The sequence below is a fragment of the Rhizobium sp. LC145 genome (assembly GCF_001005825.1).
In the GTDB taxonomy this organism is placed as follows: domain Bacteria; phylum Pseudomonadota; class Alphaproteobacteria; order Rhizobiales; family Rhizobiaceae; genus Neorhizobium.
Window position 1 is genome coordinate 31,560 of the sequence record NZ_LBHV01000018.1, and the last position, 17,807, is coordinate 49,366.

Annotated in this window: 26 protein-coding genes; 16 read left to right on the top strand and 10 right to left on the bottom strand. The window is 60.5% G+C overall.

The features are described from left to right. Positions 1–58: 58 nt before the first annotated feature. Positions 59–724, bottom strand: a complete 666-nt coding sequence (locus YH62_RS27615; RefSeq protein WP_052760544.1) for a transcription termination/antitermination NusG family protein — start codon at positions 722–724, stop codon at positions 59–61. Beyond that, positions 711–1,409 (bottom strand): hypothetical protein, encoded by a 699-nt coding sequence (locus tag YH62_RS30940; RefSeq protein ID WP_052760545.1) that lies wholly within the window; start codon positions 1,407–1,409, stop codon positions 711–713. Before YH62_RS30940 ends, YH62_RS27615 begins: the two co-directional genes overlap by 14 nt. A 599-nt stretch (positions 1,410–2,008) precedes the next feature. On the opposite strand from YH62_RS30940, the gene YH62_RS30365 reads away from it, so the two are divergent. Beyond that, positions 2,009–2,293 carry a hypothetical protein gene (locus YH62_RS30365; protein WP_046797540.1) on the top strand — a complete coding sequence of 95 codons (285 nt, stop codon included), beginning with the start codon at positions 2,009–2,011 and terminating at the stop codon, positions 2,291–2,293. A 14-nt stretch (positions 2,294–2,307) separates the two neighbouring features. Here the strand turns inward: YH62_RS30365 and YH62_RS27630 are convergent, their stop codons facing one another. Then, on the bottom strand, positions 2,308–2,682 hold the full coding sequence (locus YH62_RS27630) for a DUF4031 domain-containing protein (protein ID WP_046797541.1): 375 nt from the start codon (positions 2,680–2,682) through the stop codon (positions 2,308–2,310). Further along, on the bottom strand, positions 2,679–3,245 hold the full coding sequence (locus YH62_RS27635) for a hypothetical protein (protein ID WP_046797542.1): 567 nt from the start codon (positions 3,243–3,245) through the stop codon (positions 2,679–2,681). The genes YH62_RS27630 and YH62_RS27635 overlap by 4 nt, the downstream gene beginning before the upstream one ends. An 88-nt stretch (positions 3,246–3,333) precedes the next feature. Here YH62_RS27635 and YH62_RS27640 point away from each other — a divergent pair, with 88 nt between their 5' ends. Further along, positions 3,334–3,531 carry a hypothetical protein gene (locus YH62_RS27640; protein WP_046797567.1) on the top strand — a complete coding sequence of 66 codons (198 nt, stop codon included), beginning with the start codon at positions 3,334–3,336 and terminating at the stop codon, positions 3,529–3,531. Positions 3,532–3,590: 59 nt separating this feature from the next. Continuing rightward, entirely contained in the window at positions 3,591–4,019 is a 429-nt protein-coding gene (locus YH62_RS27645; protein WP_046797568.1) for a type II toxin-antitoxin system HicB family antitoxin, read from the top strand. An 11-nt stretch (positions 4,020–4,030) separates the two neighbouring features. Here YH62_RS27645 and YH62_RS27650 read toward each other — a convergent pair whose 3' ends face one another. From YH62_RS27650 to YH62_RS27675, 6 genes are all read right to left on the bottom strand, one after another. Continuing rightward, a complete protein-coding gene (locus YH62_RS27650) occupies positions 4,031–5,842 on the bottom strand; it encodes a DNA cytosine methyltransferase (protein WP_046797543.1) in 1,812 nt (603 codons plus the stop codon). A gap of 2 nt (positions 5,843–5,844) precedes the next feature. Continuing rightward, positions 5,845–6,837, bottom strand: coding sequence for a phosphoadenosine phosphosulfate reductase family protein (locus YH62_RS27655; RefSeq protein ID WP_046797544.1), 993 nt, complete (start codon positions 6,835–6,837; stop codon positions 5,845–5,847). Beyond that, positions 6,834–8,279 (bottom strand): hypothetical protein, encoded by a 1,446-nt coding sequence (locus tag YH62_RS27660; protein ID WP_137326834.1) that lies wholly within the window; start codon positions 8,277–8,279, stop codon positions 6,834–6,836. Before YH62_RS27660 ends, YH62_RS27655 begins: the two co-directional genes overlap by 4 nt. Then, entirely contained in the window at positions 8,279–8,470 is a 192-nt protein-coding gene (locus YH62_RS27665; protein WP_046797545.1) for a hypothetical protein, read from the bottom strand. Before YH62_RS27665 ends, YH62_RS27660 begins: the two co-directional genes overlap by 1 nt. Beyond that, positions 8,470–8,952: a hypothetical protein gene (locus YH62_RS27670; RefSeq protein WP_046797546.1), complete on the bottom strand. Its 483-nt coding sequence runs from the start codon at positions 8,950–8,952 to the stop codon at positions 8,470–8,472. The genes YH62_RS27665 and YH62_RS27670 overlap by 1 nt, the downstream gene beginning before the upstream one ends. Positions 8,953–9,404: 452 nt before the next feature. Next, entirely contained in the window at positions 9,405–9,644 is a 240-nt protein-coding gene (locus YH62_RS27675; protein ID WP_245282231.1) for a YdaS family helix-turn-helix protein, read from the bottom strand. A gap of 90 nt (positions 9,645–9,734) precedes the next feature. Here YH62_RS27675 and YH62_RS29230 point away from each other — a divergent pair, with 90 nt between their 5' ends. The 13 genes from YH62_RS29230 to YH62_RS27740 all read left to right on the top strand — a co-directional run bounded on the left by YH62_RS29230 (position 9,735) and on the right by YH62_RS27740 (position 17,642). Next, the gene (locus tag YH62_RS29230; RefSeq protein WP_280950086.1) at positions 9,735–10,139 is read left to right on the top strand and encodes a helix-turn-helix transcriptional regulator; all 405 of its coding nucleotides are present in this window, start codon (positions 9,735–9,737) and stop codon (positions 10,137–10,139) included. A 291-nt stretch (positions 10,140–10,430) separates the two neighbouring features. Beyond that, the gene (locus YH62_RS27685) at positions 10,431–10,697 is read left to right on the top strand and encodes an Arc family DNA-binding protein (protein WP_046797548.1); all 267 of its coding nucleotides are present in this window, start codon (positions 10,431–10,433) and stop codon (positions 10,695–10,697) included. 213 nt (positions 10,698–10,910) lie between these two features. Next, positions 10,911–11,771, top strand: coding sequence for a hypothetical protein (locus YH62_RS27690; protein ID WP_046797549.1), 861 nt, complete (start codon positions 10,911–10,913; stop codon positions 11,769–11,771). Then, entirely contained in the window at positions 11,768–11,983 is a 216-nt protein-coding gene (locus YH62_RS27695; RefSeq protein ID WP_046797550.1) for a hypothetical protein, read from the top strand. Before YH62_RS27690 ends, YH62_RS27695 begins: the two co-directional genes overlap by 4 nt. Beyond that, on the top strand, positions 11,976–12,581 hold the full coding sequence (locus tag YH62_RS27700) for a hypothetical protein (RefSeq protein ID WP_046797551.1): 606 nt from the start codon (positions 11,976–11,978) through the stop codon (positions 12,579–12,581). Before YH62_RS27695 ends, YH62_RS27700 begins: the two co-directional genes overlap by 8 nt. Beyond that, a complete protein-coding gene (locus tag YH62_RS27705; protein ID WP_046797552.1) occupies positions 12,578–13,141 on the top strand; it encodes a hypothetical protein in 564 nt (187 codons plus the stop codon). The genes YH62_RS27700 and YH62_RS27705 overlap by 4 nt, the downstream gene beginning before the upstream one ends. Beyond that, positions 13,134–13,958, top strand: a complete 825-nt coding sequence (locus tag YH62_RS27710) for a hypothetical protein (protein ID WP_046797553.1) — start codon at positions 13,134–13,136, stop codon at positions 13,956–13,958. Before YH62_RS27705 ends, YH62_RS27710 begins: the two co-directional genes overlap by 8 nt. After that, positions 13,951–15,180, top strand: coding sequence for a hypothetical protein (locus YH62_RS30620; protein ID WP_197082560.1), 1,230 nt, complete (start codon positions 13,951–13,953; stop codon positions 15,178–15,180). Before YH62_RS27710 ends, YH62_RS30620 begins: the two co-directional genes overlap by 8 nt. Further along, positions 15,177–16,016, top strand: a complete 840-nt coding sequence (locus YH62_RS27720; protein ID WP_046797554.1) for a DNA adenine methylase — start codon at positions 15,177–15,179, stop codon at positions 16,014–16,016. The genes YH62_RS30620 and YH62_RS27720 overlap by 4 nt, the downstream gene beginning before the upstream one ends. Beyond that, complete coding sequence (locus YH62_RS27725) at positions 16,013–16,342, top strand: Lar family restriction alleviation protein (RefSeq protein WP_046797555.1); 330 nt, start codon at positions 16,013–16,015, stop codon at positions 16,340–16,342. The genes YH62_RS27720 and YH62_RS27725 overlap by 4 nt, the downstream gene beginning before the upstream one ends. Beyond that, positions 16,335–17,240, top strand: a complete 906-nt coding sequence (locus YH62_RS27730) for a DUF5131 family protein (protein WP_046797556.1) — start codon at positions 16,335–16,337, stop codon at positions 17,238–17,240. The genes YH62_RS27725 and YH62_RS27730 overlap by 8 nt, the downstream gene beginning before the upstream one ends. After that, a complete protein-coding gene (locus YH62_RS27735; protein ID WP_046797557.1) occupies positions 17,230–17,442 on the top strand; it encodes a hypothetical protein in 213 nt (70 codons plus the stop codon). The genes YH62_RS27730 and YH62_RS27735 overlap by 11 nt, the downstream gene beginning before the upstream one ends. Further along, positions 17,439–17,642, top strand: coding sequence for a hypothetical protein (locus tag YH62_RS27740; protein ID WP_046797558.1), 204 nt, complete (start codon positions 17,439–17,441; stop codon positions 17,640–17,642). Before YH62_RS27735 ends, YH62_RS27740 begins: the two co-directional genes overlap by 4 nt. The last annotated feature ends 165 nt before the right edge of the window (positions 17,643–17,807 follow it).

Genomic DNA, 17,807 nt, shown 5'->3' on the forward strand with positions numbered 1-17,807 from the left:
CGTCCAGCACTGACATCGGAGGGTGGCGCATCCACAGTGGCCGTTGACCGAATGACTCTCACAGCTTTTCGAGAAACGCAATAGGCAGTCGATCGACAACGACGAATTTGTCACCGACCTCGACACGCACCCTGCCACGCGGCTCCCGCTTCCATTTCACGTCGAGAACGACGCACTCCAATCCGGCCAAGGGCCCTGCGCTGATGCGGCAGCGAGACGACTGGCCGATGGTCTTGTCAACAGGCAGTTCCGCGATGTCTGGCGTAGAAATAGGCTGAAAAACAACGACATCGGCGTCGCGAACCACGTGATAGCCACTCTCGCCGCCAACGAAACCCACGATGTGATCCTGCTTTCGCACCGCTGCAAACGCTTCAGCCGAGGGCACGAGACGAACAAGCAAATAACCGGGAAAGAATGCCCGCTCGCCTTCGATTTTTTTCCCCCGCTTCACCTTCACGATTGTTTCGCGCGGCGCCAAAACCTGAACACCGCAGTCGGTGAAGAGCTTTTCCACAGTGAAGTCGTGCCCGTTCTTCACCTGCAAGCAGAACCATCGGGCGTCATTCGCCCGTGATTCGACTATTTCGCTTGAAGCTGGCCGAAGTTGAGCGCGGGCGAGTTTCAGCACGCGACCCTCGCGTTTTTGCCGCCGCTGCTCGATCGCAGCGCGCGCAGCTTCATCGGTAATGATACGAGCAGCAGCCCGCTTATCCCCGGTCATGGAAAACCTCTTTCACATGCTGTTCAAATGCTGAAATTTCTCCCGGCCCCCCGGCCGGAAACCAAACGACGCGCATTGCGCCGGTATCGGGAAGCCACGGATAGAGCAGCTGCCCATGCCACTGACGCCAATCCTCCCAGACCTCGGAACCGATCGGGACAGGCTCGCAGAAAGGTTTGATCGACGCATGGCGAGCGTCGATCAACGCTGGACCCTTTGTCGCGTCCTGCAGGCGATTGACCTCTGGAAAGCCTTCCGAGATCCGACGCCGGCGCAGCTCCTGCTCTTCGAAATCATCTGGGAAGATGAGGCAGCCGTCTGCGTCGATCGAGAGCCCTTTGCTGGCTGCGTAGCGCCTCGCTCCGGCCGAGCTGGATTTCGCCAGCACTTCGAAGCTCTTCATCACCACGGCGCGGACATCGCCGGGAAGCTCGACGCGAACCGGGCCAGCAAGCAGCGCCACGGTTCGAGCCGAACACCAGGCGGGCCCGAAGATCGGTGCGGCAATGCTGCTGCTGAGAGCCGGAGCCGCGACCGCTGCTTTCATCGCGGCGACGTCGAGGAATTTCTTGTCTCGCAGATAGACGCCAAGCGAGACCGGCTTGCCGCCGCAGGCCGCCAGATAATCATCCCGGCGCTCTTCAGCCTGCATCCGCTCACCGGGCGTTAGCTTGGCAAACTGCATCACTGCCCATCGGGTTTCCTTCCCGAGCGAGCCCGGCCACGGGTTGTTATGCCGACCGATTTCGAGAGCCTTCACCCGCCGTTCGAGCGATTTGGAATTTTCTTCCGCATCATCCTCCTCGTCGGGTTCCTCCCATCGGGTCTCTCGCGCGTCTTTCTCCCTTACGGATTCTCTTACAGTTTCCCTTACAGGGTTACTGTCCAGATTCTGGACTCGGCTTTCGCCGATTTCTGGACTCGGCTTTTGCCCGGTTTCGGACTCGGCCTCCGGCGACCCGTGTCCAGTTTCTGGACTCGGAGCCGTAGGAGAAAATTGCGAGAATTGAGGTTCGAAGGGAAAATAATACCGCGTGCGGTCTTGCCGGCGAGAGCCCGGCTTGCGCCGCCTTTCGCGCGCGATCAGGCCCGCCTCTTCGAGCTGGTCAAGATAGCCATTAAGCGTTGAACGCGGGATTTCGCACCGCTCCGCTAGATACTCCTGACTGGGGAAAGTGCCGCCATAGGCCGGGTTATGGCAGTCGGCGAGATGCCATAAGACCACCTTCAACGCGGGCTTGATGCCGCGCTGCTGGATCGCCCAATTCGTAGCATGATGACTCATTGAACACCCCCTTTCGGAGGAGCACCAAACGCAATCGCGCGCATGGCGGAGCGGGCCATTTCGAGCGCACTGCGAATGGTCTCAGGCAGTTCACCGTCATCGCCGCGCGTCGCATGCACGGCGGACAGACGTATGCCAAGGAAGTCCGCGCCATGGCGGAAACCCGCCGTCAGGAGGATATTTCGGATTGGATCGTAATCGCGCAGGACAATGCCGTCCGGAACCCGCAGGAGCCAATCGGCCCGCTCGGCGTCCTTCGTGCAGTCGTCGAGGATTTCAAGTAGGGGAAGCATCTGCATCACTGGGCACGCCCCTTTTGCAGCGCCTCGATCCGCGAAAGCTTCGCCGCCATTCTCCCGGCGAGATCGTCATCGCCGAGCGAGAGCGCCAGGTCATAAGCAAGTCGCGTCGTATGCAGGACCGGGCCGTAACGGTCGGTTTCCACCGCGCCGAAACGGATCGCGAGCGCCCGCTTGCTCATGGCGATATCGAAATGCACCCACGATGCGTTCCGATGCTTTCCAAAGCTCAATTCAGGGTGCCCCTGAATCCATTTGCGTTGCACGCCGATCCGGTCGGCCATGGCAAGCAGTTCCTCGTCGGAATCCGCCCACATGTGGCACATGATCATGCTGCCGAACCGAGCTTTCATGTCGTCGACATAGACGGTCACAGGTCACCTTTCTTCCAGAGGTAGTATTCGGCGCGCATTGCATAGAAGGCCTCGCGTGCCGGGCCGGGCTCGTTAAGCTGGCGTTTCGATTGGATGTTGAGGAGGAACTTCAAACGCGTATCGGCGGCGCGCTCGTCGCCCAGCATTCCGCCCGGTCCCTTGGTTTCCAGGAAGCGCCGAAACATCACCTGCTCACAGAGCGATTTCGCCGAGAGCGCCGCGCTGTTTTTCCCCTTCCGAGCGGGCGGCGGCGCACCGTTCGGTTTCTGCTCGCGCGGCGCGGACGAGCCCTGCATTGCGATGATCCGCGCAGTCGCGCGCTCGATCAGCGTCAGGAGAAAACGCAAGGAGTCAGCCGCGCTGCAAAAGAGGTCGATTTCGTCGGGCGAGGCGGCCGGGTGGATCGTAATGATCCGTTCCGCTTCCCTACCCCGACGCACAGCAACGAGATGGGTAGAGTTGCGATCAACTTCTATTTCCCAGGCATAGCCTTCGATCCCGTCGCGAACCCTTTTCAGGCGGGTTAGCTGCCTCAATTCCGCTTCGCGATTATTCGTCGTCATTGCTCAAGTATCCGGACAAAAATATCCGAAGCCGCTTGACATTCGGACAAAAATATCCGAATGTATGGGCATCGAAACGGAGACGGGAATGGACAAGAGAGATCGCTTCATCGCCGAAATCAGGGAGGAAGCAAAAGCAGCCGGTCTTTCCTTCCGGCTTAGCAAGTCGAAAGGAAAGGGCGGCCACGCCACAATCTGGGTCGGAGACCGCTTCACAACCCTCCCCAGCCGGGAAATCGATCCGAAGACGGCCGGGAAGATACGCAAGACGCTGGGGCTCAAATGAGCCCCGGCACTACCGTTTCCGAAAGAATGAACGCTGGATTGATTGAAGGATTGAACGCCATGAAAACTTACAGCTACGCCGCTGTTTTCGAGCCGACCGAACGCGAAGGCGGCTTTACCGTCACCTTTCCGGACGTGCCGGAAGCCATCACCGAAGGCGAGGGCATGGCGGACGCGCGCGCAATGGCCGAGGACGCCCTTGGCGTCGCCCTGCTGACCTATCTGGAGATGGGCCGCGCCCTGCCCGAGCCGATCGCCGAAGGATACATGATCGCGCCGGCGCCCGAGATCGCCATGAAGATCGCGGTCATCGAGACCTTCCGCGCATCCGGCCTGTCGCGCACCGAACTGGCGCGGCGCATCGGCAAGGACGAGAAGGAAGCCCGCCGCCTTCTCGACCCGGACACCGCGACGAAACTGCCCCTGATGAACAGCGCGCTTGCCGCCATGGGACAGCGCCTGGTGATCGGACTGGAAGCAGCTGAATGAAATGAACGCCGTCATGCCGCCACCTGCTCAGTCTGCACGGCCAGATGATTGCAGTTGGCGGCAACCAGCGCCTTGGCGACCGGCGGGCATACACTGTTGCCGACGCAAGAAACCTGAACTTCCTTGGAGAACGGCACCCAGACCGGTCCGCCATTATGGCCGATTCTCGCATGATCGAAATAGCCGTCGATCTTGTAGCCGGGCGGGAAGCCCTGCGCGTTGTAAAGCTCGCGCGGCGTCAACATGCGCATGCCGATATCGACGACAACGAAGGTGACGCCGTCTACCGCGATCGTCACGAATTCCCGTTCATCCCAAACGCCATGCGCCCGCAGGAAATCCGCCACCTGACGGGCCCGGCTCGCTTGCTCTTCGGTGAAGGGCGGCACGTCAACGATGGCCTCGACATGCGCATGGCGGGGCTTGACGGTAGCCGTGCGCATTGCCTCATCCGCGCGCGACCCCTCACCCGTCGCGTAGTAGGACTGCAGGTAAGGCATGATCAGGCGGCTCTTGCCCTGCCCTTCCGGCATGATCGTCGCAGCCGGCACATTGACAGCGTGTCCGGTCGAGGTTCCGAAGTCGCGGGCGATGTAGGCAGACACGAGCTGCTGATGGCTGCCGGTTTGCGTGATCGTCGAGGCCGCCTCCGTCATCGGCCGGCCGGGATTGACCCCGCCGATGCGCCGGCTGTCATTGTTCGCCTGCGCCATGTAGGCGCACATCATTCCCAAAGGCGCAGCCCCGCCGGGCCGCTTGATATAACTGTTCGCCGTTATGGTCGGCAGCTGCCCGTCCATTGCTACGCCGGTCGCGCCCGTATTGAAACGTTGGATTGACGGCGAAAGAAGCGCTTTCTCCCCACGATGCGCGCCAGTGATCGTCATGATCGGTTTGGCGATATCCTCGACGCGGCCGCCATGAGTGAGATTGACCAAGAAAGGCCGCTTGGCCTGCAAAACAAAGCGGTCGAAACCGCGGGCGATCCGCGCCTGCGAAGCGCCGGCGAGAGGACGAACGGCACGCAACCCGTGCTTTGCCCATATCTCCTCCGAGGTGTCGAAGATCGACGGGCACGGCAGGTTCCAGTCTATGCAGTCGGCGACGATCGGCCAGGGCAGTTTCCGCCCGGCGATCACGTCGGCATCATCAGGGCTGCCGTGCGTCGGCTCCGGCCAGACGATCGGTTGGCCGTCGAATCGCATGATGATGAACAGCCGCCGGCGGATCGTCGGCGCGCCATAGTCGCGGCCGCGCAGCTGGCGCATCTCGATCTTGGCCCCGAGGCCTCGCAGCTTGCGGCACCACTTCTGGAACGTCTCGCCCTTGCGCTCCGGATCGGGCATCTCGCCCTTGGCCGTCTGCATCAGCGGCCCGTAATCCTTGAACTCTTCGACGTTCTCCATGATTACGACATCAACCTTGCCGCCGCTCTTCTGGATTCGCTCGATCCAGCCGGGAATGATCCAGCAGAGATCGCGAATGTTGCGCGCCACCGGCTTGCCGCCCTTCGCCTTCGAGAAGTGCTTGCAGTCCGGCGAGAACCAGGCGAGGCCGATATGCTTTCCGCGCAGATGGTCGAGCGGGTCGATCTTGTAGACGTTTTCCGAAAGGTGGATCGTCTCCGGATGATTGACCGCGTGCAGCGCCAGGGCGTCGGCATTGTGGTTGATCGCATAGTCGGGCGAGCGGCCAAGCGCTTGCTCGATACCTGTTGAGGCGCCCCCGCCCCCGGCGAAACTGTCGATAATGATCGGGCGGCCGGGTTCGGGCGACAGCAGCGTCGAGGCCGAAAGAGCAGTCAGAAGGGAAGCCTGGTGCATGTTCATTCGCAGGCACCCCACTGATTACAAACGGTAGAGAAGTCGCGAGCGAGCAGCGAATATTGCCGCCCCCCGCGATCGGTCTTAGCCCACTCGACCATGCGGCGAATGCCAAACTGTTCGAGAGAAAATCGTTCGAGCGCCTTGCCGATGCGCTCAAGCTCCAGCCACTCGGCTTGCATAACCGGATCGTTGACGAGATTGAAAAATGTCGCATGGCCGCGCTTGCATGCCTCGCTGACGATAGCCCCCCATTCTTCCAAGCGTTCGATCTGCTCGGGGAAATGCTGATCGACTAGCGCCAGCTCTGCCTTTGCGCAGTTGATGCAAGGGAAGCAGCCGACGCGCTTCAAGCCCCAGCCATAGAGCGGATTAGGATCGACGCCGTGTCGGCGTGATATTGCGAAAACCTCATCCACGCTTTCGACGCGCAATAGTGGGCGGTAAACGTAGAGCCGGCCCGGCAGGTCGGCGTGCTGCCCGCCAATACGCTGGAAAGGCGGAAGGTGCTTGCGCGCTTCACTTTCAGCAGCTCTCACCCCCTGCCAGGAAATCACCGTTGCGCCTGTTGCAAGCAGCGGACGCGTCACGTTCTGATCAATCGGATTGATTTTCAGTTCCTCGGTGCAGAACTGGGCCTTCCTGCTTGGGAATCGCCCTTTCCAGAGGCATAGGTCAAGGAAGGGATTTCCAGTCGGGTGAAGCACCGCCAGCGCGCGGGAAACGAGATCGGCAGGAACGCCGTGCTCTTCCCATTTCCTCTCGATGAATGTGCGCTTCCCTGCGATCTGGCGCGAGAAATCAGCTTTCACCCACTCGACCTTAGGGCCGCCAGTCTTGAGGTGAAGGGTGTTGACCGCCTCATATGTCGCGGGATGTTCATTGCCAGTATCGGCCGCAACAGCTCGAAACGGCAAACCGCGCTCGATCGCTCGGCAATATGTCGCCGTTGAATCCTTCCCTCCCGAAACGGAAACTATATGGGCCAAAGTCATGCCGCAGCCCCTCCTGTCGACCGCAGCACCTTGTGCCGACCAAGCCGGCCTGGTTCGCTCGCGGGCGAGATCAGCCCGCCGGCAACGAACTCGGCGATGATCGCTTCGACAGTGCTGTCGCGCCGGCCGATACCCCGGCAAAGCTCCGCCCGATCGAATTCGTCGCGCTGCAGAACCCATGCCCGTGCATCCTCACGGTCTCGATCGACGCGCTCGTGAAGCTCCAGCTTCGGCGTCGTGCGCGGCGCATCGTCGAAGTGGATGCCGAGGGAATGACCGCCCTCGCCCGGTTCCAGCGTGTCGGTATCGGCGAAATCCCTCCAGTCGATTCGCCGTTCTTTCGTCCAGCCGTCCGGGTCGCCATAAGTGCCATCCTCGTTCCGCTCCCAGACGAACCAGGCGGTATTCATACGGCTCGACGCCTTCGGTCCGTCATAGCCTTCGCGGTGCATCATCGGCAGCCGGCGCTTGAAGACGTAGACGCGCGACGGCGGGCACTCATCCATGACGAAGTTGCGGTCGTCGTCGGCAAAGCCGCATTTGAAATTGAGGTTGAGCAGCAACGCCAGCTTGCGCGGCTTGTGGACGCGCAGCGCATGCGCCACGAAGGCGTTCAAAACTTCGCCATAGGGCGGGTTGGTGACGATGTCTGGCCCCTCCCCCTCGCCTTCCGGCTTGCTCAGGAGGAAGTCGCCGACCGACTGGACGTCACCGGCCTCCGAGATCGTGCCGCGATCGACGAGATCGGAGAGGATGACATCATAGCCTTGAGCTTCCAGCACCCGCGAGATAGCGCCCGCGCCGCAGGCCGGCTCCCAGATCGTCGAGGAGAAACTTTCGAAGGCCAGCAGCGATATCGTCGCGACGGCTGGCGTCTGATAGAAATTGTCGCCGCGCTCTTCCTTCGAGGCCGAGGCCGTGCCGATGGCGGCACGTAGACTTGCCTTCGTCGGCAAGATGCCGTCCGCCGACAAGGCCGCGATCGTGCGACCGATGATGCCGGGGTTAGCTACCTCTTGGTCGCGGAGCTTGCGGGCCTCCGAAAGCAACCGTTTGTCGACACGAAAATCAGCAAGCTTTAAAAGGTCCTCGCCTGAGACCTTTTTCGGGCGACCTCGGGAAGCCACTACCCCTGCCGCCTGGGCACGCTCATATTCATTGGCAAGTGCGATCTTGGCGAGGCTGCGGATTTCAAGCGCCTCAGCGACAAGAGCATGTGCGCGGGCGATCACACCTTCGCTTGCCTTGACCTTGGCGGCAAAGCCATGGGCCGCCTTCGCCTCGTCATAAGCTCCTTCTGAATAGGTGAGAGACGCCATAATGTCGCCAGCGTCCAGCAACTGCCGGGCATGATTAATCCGCTCGGCGAGAGCGATCGCGTCAAAGCGATCGAGGGGGGCCGGTATCGGTTGCGGATCGGGAAGAGCAAGGGCCGCCATCATCAAACCGCCCTCGCCCGATCCATCAGCTCGCGCGCTTCCGCCTCGGAAAGCCCGGCCTCGCGTGCGATTTCGGAAAGCGACAGGCCCTCACCCATCAGCTGGCGAACGCGGGCGGCCTTCGACTGGCGCACCAGGTCATCCGCAGTCAGTTCGTCTTGCGGCCGCGCCGCCCGTTGCGCCGCCCCCCGCATCAGGCAGCCCTCGCCGCGATCTTGCGGTCGATCGTGCTGACAGCTGCCGCAAGAGAGGAAGCAATATCGCTGATCTTTTCCCGCAGCTCCCGCAGCTCGGCGAGGGAATATTCGCCGTCTGCTAATGCTTCGGAATGAGCGCCGAGATACTCGGAAACCTCATGCATGATGTTGGCGGTATCCATGGAGAGCGAGCGGGCGCGTCCTGCAGGAGCCCCGTTGCCATCGGTTACAGTGGCGCCCGACAATCTGGCGTAGGCAGCGGAAAGGATTGGACGGCCAAGATCCGCCTCGAGCGCGATCATCGCCCAGTGCGGCATGAGGTCGGCCATCTCCCAGTTGTTCCAATTGCCGACCACAGTCTTGCCACAGCCGAGGAACAGGGAAACGCGGTCGATGCCGCCGGCGGCCGCGATGAGGTCGCGGGTACTGCCCTTGATGGCCGGGAACCACGGTTGCTTGACGATGTCTTCTTTCTTCACGGTGCCAACCTCCGGGCAAAGCGAAAGCGCAACCGGAATTTTTGCGAAAAATTCCAGTCGAGCGACGAGCGGTGAAAACGCTAATGATGATCCGGAGTCCGCTGGATTACGGAGAACCGAATGCAAACCCTACAAACCCATTCCTGCCGATCGGCACGCGCGCGGGGTTCGCGACCGACCGGCAGGATGTCCCCGGCGTCCGCAGATGCGGGTACGGACGCCGAAGCTCGGAAAGTGCAGCGCCGAGCCGCAGCCAACTGCCACACACGCGGGCGCGGCGGGCTCGGCGCACGGTCTGTCGCTGGGAGGAGCAAGCGCCAAACCGGATGGGAAATCGGGAGAGAATCATGCGCGGGCCACCTTTCTGGTAGCCGTCCGCTCAACGACCTCCGGAAGAACAAGACGAAATACCGCTTTTGGCCAGATTGCGACGCAAGTGCTTTTGCTCGACATCATATGTCAGCCCTCCGCGCTGGACGGAATGCGTCAGGAAGGAGATCCTCGCGGGGGATGCCGGTGAACTCAGACACTTCGGCAAGATGCTCCACAGGAACAGCTTTCCACTGCGAAACAGTTGACTGCCGAAGCCCGAGGCTTTCCGCCAAGCGCTTCTGCGCACCCCTATTCGCTTTGAAGAATCCAACGAGCTTTTCCATGCGTGGCAATTTCAGTCGAATAGAAATTTCAGTCAAGTAGAAATTTCATTCAGCCACTATGGATGCGAAAAACAACGACATGCGAGAATTAGCGTCATGGGAACGCGTAAGAAATTGAAACCCCCGATGGACGGACAGCCACGCCATTTCATCAAGCAATGGCGAGAGAAAAGACGGATGACGCAAGAAGAGCTTGCGAACGCCGTGGGCATGGCCGTTTCCGGCATCTCTATCCTGGAGAACGGAAAGTCCGGCTACAGCCAGCAGACGCTTGAGGCGATCGCAGCCGCGCTAGGCTGCACGCCGGCCGATCTAATCTCCAGACCGCCCGCGAATGACAACGACTGGCGCGCAAAGGCTCGCGAGGCGGTTCAGCTCGCGATCGAAGCAGGAACTGACCGCCAGGACGTAATGGACGAGTTCTTGAAACTCATGCAACTCGCACGCGATCTGGAGAAATCTCATCCGGAAAGAGTTCCAGAAGCGATCGAGGCTGCTCAACGACTACTTTCCCGGACTGACAATCATTAAATTTTTCACACGCAAGGCACTGCAGTACGATTTTGTAAGCTTTCTGTTCGCACTCGTTCATGCGCCCGATCATCTGATAGATCGAAACGTTTACGGTCATCTCAACCCTTAATGCGATCCCTTAAACGCGGGAGCGCGCACCCTCTACCCTGACGAGGGAACATTATAGGAACATATTCCGACCGGCCGTCAACCCACAACTTTGACCAGTAATAAAGTGGCACATCTGTGGCACATATCTACCATACTTGCACCATTTTCAGTCGGCCTGAATTCCGCCATAAGGCAAGAATGCCTCAGTTCAGCGACGATCGACACAATTTGCGCCTTCCGCCTGAATTGAAGAAGAGGCTTAAGCACTCGGCTACAGACAACGGCAGGAGCGTTAACGCAGAGATAGTCGATCGACTGGAAAAGTCCTTCGCTCCCGATCCCCTGCAAAATCTTGAAGCCCTGATGGGCGATATTCTATCGTTGAGTGATGTCGATCGCGCGGTGGTCTCCAAGTCCCTCTCAACGATTGCCACGATCCTCGCCAAGGAGGAACCCCGCCGCTAAAAGGCAGGGTTAGCGTGCAAACGCACGCCCGTTTTCATACCTCACTAGTTGCGTTTGACTGTTAGCGAGCCTCACTCACGGCAGGGGTGATTCCGCATTCAGATTGAAAACGGCCGCTTTTTGGACTTCAGTCGAATTGAATTTCGTGTTGACTGAATTTCAGTCGAACGCTAAGTTCGGCGCAGTTTCCAAACGGGCAGAAGGCAAACCCCCATGACGCAAGACAGGGAAACCGGTCGGCAAGACCGGAATGCGGACGCACGCGCATCCGACAGGAAAATCCACTTCGGCTGGTTCCAGGCGAAGTATCTTTGGCCGCTCCTGCCGTTCGTCGAGTATGCGCGAGAGATCGACCAGCTGCGGTTTCTGGATGGCAATATCCTGCTGGAGCCCTGCACCGAAGGCGGCGCATACCTCGTCGCCGTGACAGGCCACGCGAGCGTTATCATCCGCGACCCCGAGGCGCGGATCGATACGCCGGTGACGCTGGATATTCCCGACCAGGCTTTCTACGCCGCGAAGGGCATCGAAATCCCGACAATGGACTACTGCGGCGAACGATACCAACCGGAGGCACCGGAATGGCTTCAGCCGGGCACGGTTTATGTCTACTCCGCCGGCATGCACATCTCGCCGAAGATGCGGAACCCGATCTGGGCGGAGGAAGATGACGAATTCCACCCCACCCTGTTCAGCAGATCGGCCAGCGTTCGCGATCACACGGTGGGTCTCGACTATCGCATGACCGAGGGCGTCAAGGTGCGCTGGCGTCAGTTGTTGAAGAACATGAACCAGGCACCGTTGGCCGATGCCTCGACGGTTTACTTCAATCCGCGCGTGCCCGCGCTGTTCTCCGAACTTCTGGAATCCTTATGGGCGGAGAATGCCCATGCGCCTATCCCCCACGTCTCCCACACGATGACTGTCGGCGAGAAGGCTTCCGCCATCATCATGCGGTTCAGCGGCCACCCGGACGTCATTGGGCTGTGGGCCGGCATGCAGGCACAGGAGAACGGCCCCGAGCCGATCCCCTCCCACTTCCTTGCTTCCGAAACTCCGGAGGGCGGCCGATGAAAGCCAGCTTGATGGAGACCGCGCCGCCCGCGGATTTCACGCGAGAGCCCATTGAGGACGAGCGGCGCATTGTGACCCGCCGCAGGGTGACTGCAACCGGCTCCGGCGGGACAGCATACGTTGCCGTGAGCCTGCCTCGCATTTCCATGCACGTTGCGGCCATCGCCGAGGCGCACCGCAAGCAAATCATTCGGGAGGCTTCGAATGGCTGAAAACCATCTTGAGGCCGCCGCAACCGCGATCCTCGGTTTGCATATACGCGGCGAAATTCCGGCACTGACGACCAGGCAGGCTCTAAAGGTGGCCGAGGCGGCGCTTTCCAGTATTTCGCCATCGGCGGAAAACAAAGAACCAGTCGGCTATGCAGGCACGCTTGGCGATGTCCTCGGCCGCCATGCTCAGCCGGCTCGGCTGGCAGGGGCCAGCTGCCGCACCAAGAGCGCAGACGACAGCATCTTCGATCACATGTTCGGCGATCATCGGGAGCCGGTCGCGCCGAACGCAGGCGACCCAACGATAACCCAACTCGCCGAGGCGACCGCCACACTAGTCACCAGCCCCGGAATAACAGCGCAGTTTCGCCAGGCGCTAGCGGATCACGGCGTCAATCTGCCGCTGCAGATTGCCGACGAGGATCTTGCCACCCTTATAGACGCGGACGGCAAACCCGTCCTTGTCGTCGATGTCGATCGAGAACGCACCGACGAGGATGCCGCATGGATCGTCGGCATGATCCAAGTCGCGGTCAACACCTGCGGTGGCTTCAAGGCCATCCGCCAGCCCTCCGGCTCGGAGGCCTCGGCCGAATGACCCCAGGCAATCTTCTCCACTACGGCACAATGCCTGTTCCGTTCGCCGCCCTCTGGTCGGCAGAACAGGGAGGCATACACGTCGCCCGTTGCCCGCATATCGATCATCTGGCGCTCTGTGACGTCGACAGACGCGGCGAAGGGAAGCCGATTTTCGGCAAGCCTCACATGGGCCGCCAGCGACAGCTTATCGTGAATGACCTCTGCGACCTCTGCGCTAAACCGCTCAAGGCTCGCACGAAGGTCTCGCTCTCGCATGCCCGCGAAGTCGTTTCCGGCGGCGCGGGCATGACCGTGATGCAGGTCGAACCGATGGTTCACAAGGACTGTGCGCGGACCTGCGTCGAGCATTGCCCGTCGCTCAAGCACGATATCCGCAACGGCACGCTCTTCGTTCGGCAGGTCCTCAAGCATCGGCATCAGGTCGCTTTGCTGGCGGCCGCAGCCGTCGAGGAATTCACGGGAGAACGTCGCGAGGGTTGCGCCGGCCACGCCAAGATCGAGCTACTGCGGTGGAAGAATCGCGATCTGAATTGGCTGATGGAGAGGCGACATGACTGACCTTCTCTCCCCCACCCCGAAGCTCGCAAAGATTACCTCAGCTGATATCAGGGCGGGCATGTCCAAGCGTTGGGCCGCGCCTGAATACGCCATCATGTGGGAAGTATCCAACGCGACCGGCGGCGGGGCCAAGCGATATGCCGATGCGGTCATCATGTCGCTTTGGCCCTCTCGCGGGCTGGAGTTGCACGGCGTCGAAATCAAGATCAGCCGCTCCGATTGGAGGCGCGAAGCAGCCGATCCAAGCAAGGCGGAGGCAATCGCCCGCTTCTGCGACCGCTGGTATATCCATACCGCTCCCGGTGTCATCGACGATCTCTCCGATGTTCCGCCGGCGTGGGGCCTCCGTGAGTTCGATGGAAGGGCTTGGAAAACCATCCGGGAAGCGGAAAAAAACAATCCCGAGCCCATAACCCGGTCATTTCTTGCAGCATTGTTGAGGCGAGCTGACGAGACGATGCGCCTAATGATCGACGAGGCCACCCGAGAAGCCCGAGATCGACAAGCGGAAGAAATGCAGAGGTTTCGGGAGACCCGCAGCAAGGAGATCGACGAGGCAGCGGCGCGGCGAACGGCGCATCTGGAAAACGCATCGAAGAATATCGGTCTTTTCGAGGCCGCCTTTGGCAAGGACTTCAGCACGAACTGGGGAGTGGATCATGCCGCCGTTGGCCGAGCTGCGCGCGCTTTAAGCGAGTGCGGATCTAGGAACTACGGCAACCTAGCGAAACGGCTCCGCGCCGCAGCTGATGAGATAGACGCCATCGCCAGCTTGGTCGATGCGCCCGCCACCTCAGAGGGCTCGAACAATGGCTAACCACTTCTTCGGAATACACACGATCTTTGATGATGCCGGCAGTAGCCGCACCCCGTACATGACCCGAATTTGGATCGGCCGGCTTCGCCTGCACGTTTTTTATCGTGGCGATACTGATCCGGATTGCCACGATCATCCGTGGGATTTCTGGACGTTCCCGCTGACGTCTTATGTTGAGGAAGTGGCAACCCCTGACACTAAAGGTCTCTCCTACATGGAGGCGCTATTTTGCGGGCCGGCGCGGTATAAGCTCCACCGTCAAGTAGTTCGCGCCTTCCGTCTATCCTATCGACCCGCCACCCATTGCCACCGCGTTATTGGCCGCTATTCAGGCGATGAGCTATGGGAGTGGGTCGGCCGGCAGCGAGGCGATCCCCCGATACCACAGACAGACGATCGCAAGATCATCACGCTTGTCTGGCGTGGACGCGCGGGGCGCAAGTGGGGCTTCCTCCGCAACCGTGACGGTAAATGGTGCTGGACCCCATGGAAAGAATACGTGTTTGGCGGCGCCAAGCATGCGCCGTGCGAACCGGCTCCATCCGCAGCGCCGCAGACGAATAACCCCGCATCCCAGACGAAGATGCAATCGCGCAGAACTGCGATTGATCGCAATGACGGGTACGAACTCGCCCTTGAAAGCATCGCGATGATGATCGAAGCCAATGTGATCCAGGACACGAGCGAAGGGAAGAAGCTCGTTCCGCGACAGGAAGGCAACCAGGACGGCCTTCACTACGCCAAGGTCATCAGAGAGTTCGCTGTTGAGACTCGACCGCAGACGAGTATGGTGGCTCTAGAAGAGATCAAGTATCTCGCACTTACAGCCGGAGCGCCAAACTATACGCCGACCCCTGATGCGCTCCGCCGCATCCTCTGGCTATGCCGTAAGGCGGGCGTGACGAAGACGCTCGATGAGTTGGGGGAGTATGCCCAGGGCAGAAGGGACGACACCCCATCGACGCGGACCAACGAACTGCCGATCGAGCTCGATGGCGTTTCCGACGCCCTCGAATACGGCAAGGGCTTCTGGCGCACCTGCACCGGCTGCCATGAGAGCAACGAAGGCCATCCGACCGGCCCTTACAGCAGCGTCATGCGCTGCCACCTTGGCGGCGGCTGCTTTGAGTGCGGCGGGATCGGCGCGGTTTGGGATAGTACCGATTATGAGGACATAGGCCGCTTCGTCGCTCGGATTCTCAAGGAGGATTCGGCAGAATGACGCCGACGCGCTCAATCCTTCGCTGGCATGGCAGCAAGTGGCGGATTGCCCCATGGGTGATCAGTCATTTCCCACCTCATAAAGTGTACGTTGAGCCATTCGGCGGCGCAGCGTCCGTCCTTCTCCAGAAGCCTCGCACCCTTTCAGAGATCTACAACGACCTCGATAGAGATCTAGTCAGGATGTTTCGCGTCATTCGTGACCAACCCGACGAACTAGCGCGGGCAATCGCTCTATCGCCTTACGCTCGCGACGAGTATCGGGAGCTTTATGAGCCGGTAGACGATGACCTCGAGGCAACGCGCCGCTTCATTATTCGCTCATTCATGGGCATGAACTCTAAAGGCGCGCTGTCCAAATCAGGTTTCGATGCGCGTACGAACCCGGACGGCTTCACGTCAAGGCTGCGCTCGCTCGCGGATCTTCCAGAGCAGGTCGCTTTGGTTGCCGGCCGCTTCCTTCATGTGTTGATTGAGAACTGCGACGCAAAGAAGCTGGTGAAGAGGTACGACCGCGACGACGCGCTGATCTATCTGGACCCGCCCTACGTGGCAGAGACCCGCAGCGGCAAATACTACGCCCACGAGATGACGGATGCGGACCACTCCGCACTTCTGGCTGCGATCGATGCTTCACGCGCCATGGTGATCATCTCCGGATACCCTTCCGAACTGTACGACAGCGCGATGAAAGGGTGGCACCGCGTGGAGACTAAGGCTCACACCGATGGAGCGAAGGCGCGCACAGAGGTCCTTTGGATTAATCCGCTCGCCTGGTCGCGCATCGAGCGCAACCAATCCTCCCTTTTCTCCAACCTAAAAGGAGATGCAGCGTGACCGATAAGCTTTTGCCATGCCCGTTTTGCGGCGGAGACGCCGAGCAGGACTATCAACGCTCTTTCCGCCACCTGTCCGGCGGCCGGCTTGATCACGGCGCTGCGGTCTACTGCACGAGCTGCAACGCCGACATGATTATGTGCCGGGCTGATCATCCGGATCTTTCCGACGAAGAACGAATGGCGGTCATGGTGGAGAGCTGGAACCGCCGCGCACCCGCTCCCTTGTCGAATGTGAAGCGTCACACGTCCGGTATCCCGGATGGCTTTGAGCAATATGCCGAAGACCCGGCGCCACATCCGAGGGAGGGATCGGCCAATGGCTGAAAATTCCGCGATCTCATGGACCCGTCACACATGGAACCCGTGGATGGGCTGCACGAAGCTCAGCCCGGCCTGCGATGGCTGCTATGCAGAAGCCCTGATGGACAAGCGGTATAACAAGGTGCAGTGGGGCAATGCGCCCCGCGTCCGAACCGGCGCCCATACTTGGAATGATCCTTTCCGATGGCAGCGCCAGGCCGAGAAGGACGGCGACCGGCCGTTCGTATTCTGCGCCAGCCTTGCCGACATCTTCGACAACCAGGTTGACCCACAATGGCGGGCCGATGCCTTCGAGGTGATGAGCAAGACGCCGCGGCTGATCTATCTGCTGCTAACCAAGCGCCCACAGAACATCGTCAAGATGGCTGATGCGGCCGGCGGACTCCCTGCCAACGCCGCGCTCGGCGCGACATGCGAGGATCAGCCGCGCGCTGACAAGAACTTGCCGGCGCTTCAGGTTGCCAAGGTCGAGCTGTCGCCGCTCTTCACATTCGGATCTTTCGAGCCCCTCATCAGCGATATCATCGTCCCTCCCACTTTCATGCCTGACTGGGTGATCACCGGAGGCGAGACAGACCAGGGCGATCACAAGGCGCGGCCGACGCACCCGGACTGGTTTCGCGGCTTGCGCGACCAGGCGGCTGCCGCCGGCGTTCCGTTTCACTTCAAGCAGTGGGGCGAATGGACGCCGGGCGAGAACGTACCGGCCTCTGTCAAGGGCCGCCGACCCTCAGCGCATTGGCGGGCCGATTCATGGCTGATCGGCAGCACCAATATGAGCGACCCCGAAGATGGCTGGGACGATGAGCCCGACGTCTACCGTATCGGCAAGAAGCTCACCGGCCGCATGCTTGACGGCGTAGCCCACGATGCTTTTCCGGAGATCCGCAATGACCAATGAGGAGGAAACCCGCGCCGTGGTGACCGCCATGGAACGCGTCATCGACATCCTTCCCGAGGATCGCGACCTCGCCTTCGCAGCGCTTGCCTTCGCGATCGTCGACGTGGCGGCAGAAGCCGACATAAGCCGGGAGCAGATCCACGCAAATATCGAGAAGGTATTGAACGCCAGGCTCGTCGCGGCAAGGCAGATGATGTCATGACCCTTATCCAGCACCAGGGCAAGCTGCAGATCACTTGTGATAGCTGCCCCCTCACCTATCGCCGCACCTATGCGCAGGAAGATTTCAGCATCATGCGCGAAGACATCACAGCCGAGGGCTGGCGCACTAGGCGCGTTGCGGACAAGTGGACGCATACCTGCCCCGACTGCGCCAAATGGATCGAACGGAGACTATTCTAATGGTTGCCTATGGCTTCAAGGCGTTCTTCGCGCCGCAGATCGAATCCGGCATCAAGCGCCAGACGGTTCGGGCTAACCGCAAGCGGCACGCCCGGCCGGGCGAAATGCTGCAGCTCTACCAGGGCATGCGCACCCGTCATTGCCGCAGGATCATACCGGATGCGC

Excerpts from the sequence above, each read along its gene's own strand:
- YH62_RS27615 (WP_052760544.1), bottom strand. The coding sequence starts at position 724 with ATGACCGGGGATAAGCGGGCTGCTGCTCGTATCATTACCGATGAAGCT.
- YH62_RS30940 (WP_052760545.1), bottom strand. The coding sequence starts at position 1,409 with ATGCAGTTTGCCAAGCTAACGCCCGGTGAGCGGATGCAGGCTGAAGAG.
- YH62_RS27635 (WP_046797542.1), bottom strand. The coding sequence starts at position 3,245 with ATGACGACGAATAATCGCGAAGCGGAATTGAGGCAGCTAACCCGCCTG.
- YH62_RS27640 (WP_046797567.1), top strand. The coding sequence starts at position 3,334 with ATGGACAAGAGAGATCGCTTCATCGCCGAAATCAGGGAGGAAGCAAAA.
- YH62_RS27645 (WP_046797568.1), top strand. The coding sequence starts at position 3,591 with ATGAAAACTTACAGCTACGCCGCTGTTTTCGAGCCGACCGAACGCGAA.
- YH62_RS27650 (WP_046797543.1), bottom strand. The coding sequence starts at position 5,842 with ATGCACCAGGCTTCCCTTCTGACTGCTCTTTCGGCCTCGACGCTGCTG.
- YH62_RS27655 (WP_046797544.1), bottom strand. The coding sequence starts at position 6,837 with ATGACTTTGGCCCATATAGTTTCCGTTTCGGGAGGGAAGGATTCAACG.
- YH62_RS27660 (WP_137326834.1), bottom strand. The coding sequence starts at position 8,279 with ATGATGGCGGCCCTTGCTCTTCCCGATCCGCAACCGATACCGGCCCCC.
- YH62_RS27665 (WP_046797545.1), bottom strand. The coding sequence starts at position 8,470 with ATGCGGGGGGCGGCGCAACGGGCGGCGCGGCCGCAAGACGAACTGACT.
- YH62_RS29230 (WP_280950086.1), top strand. The coding sequence starts at position 9,735 with ATGGACGGACAGCCACGCCATTTCATCAAGCAATGGCGAGAGAAAAGA.
- YH62_RS27685 (WP_046797548.1), top strand. The coding sequence starts at position 10,431 with ATGCCTCAGTTCAGCGACGATCGACACAATTTGCGCCTTCCGCCTGAA.
- YH62_RS27690 (WP_046797549.1), top strand. The coding sequence starts at position 10,911 with ATGACGCAAGACAGGGAAACCGGTCGGCAAGACCGGAATGCGGACGCA.
- YH62_RS27695 (WP_046797550.1), top strand. The coding sequence starts at position 11,768 with ATGAAAGCCAGCTTGATGGAGACCGCGCCGCCCGCGGATTTCACGCGA.
- YH62_RS27700 (WP_046797551.1), top strand. The coding sequence starts at position 11,976 with ATGGCTGAAAACCATCTTGAGGCCGCCGCAACCGCGATCCTCGGTTTG.
- YH62_RS27705 (WP_046797552.1), top strand. The coding sequence starts at position 12,578 with ATGACCCCAGGCAATCTTCTCCACTACGGCACAATGCCTGTTCCGTTC.
- YH62_RS27710 (WP_046797553.1), top strand. The coding sequence starts at position 13,134 with ATGACTGACCTTCTCTCCCCCACCCCGAAGCTCGCAAAGATTACCTCA.
- YH62_RS30620 (WP_197082560.1), top strand. The coding sequence starts at position 13,951 with ATGGCTAACCACTTCTTCGGAATACACACGATCTTTGATGATGCCGGC.
- YH62_RS27720 (WP_046797554.1), top strand. The coding sequence starts at position 15,177 with ATGACGCCGACGCGCTCAATCCTTCGCTGGCATGGCAGCAAGTGGCGG.
- YH62_RS27730 (WP_046797556.1), top strand. The coding sequence starts at position 16,335 with ATGGCTGAAAATTCCGCGATCTCATGGACCCGTCACACATGGAACCCG.
- YH62_RS27735 (WP_046797557.1), top strand. The coding sequence starts at position 17,230 with ATGACCAATGAGGAGGAAACCCGCGCCGTGGTGACCGCCATGGAACGC.
- YH62_RS27740 (WP_046797558.1), top strand. The coding sequence starts at position 17,439 with ATGACCCTTATCCAGCACCAGGGCAAGCTGCAGATCACTTGTGATAGC.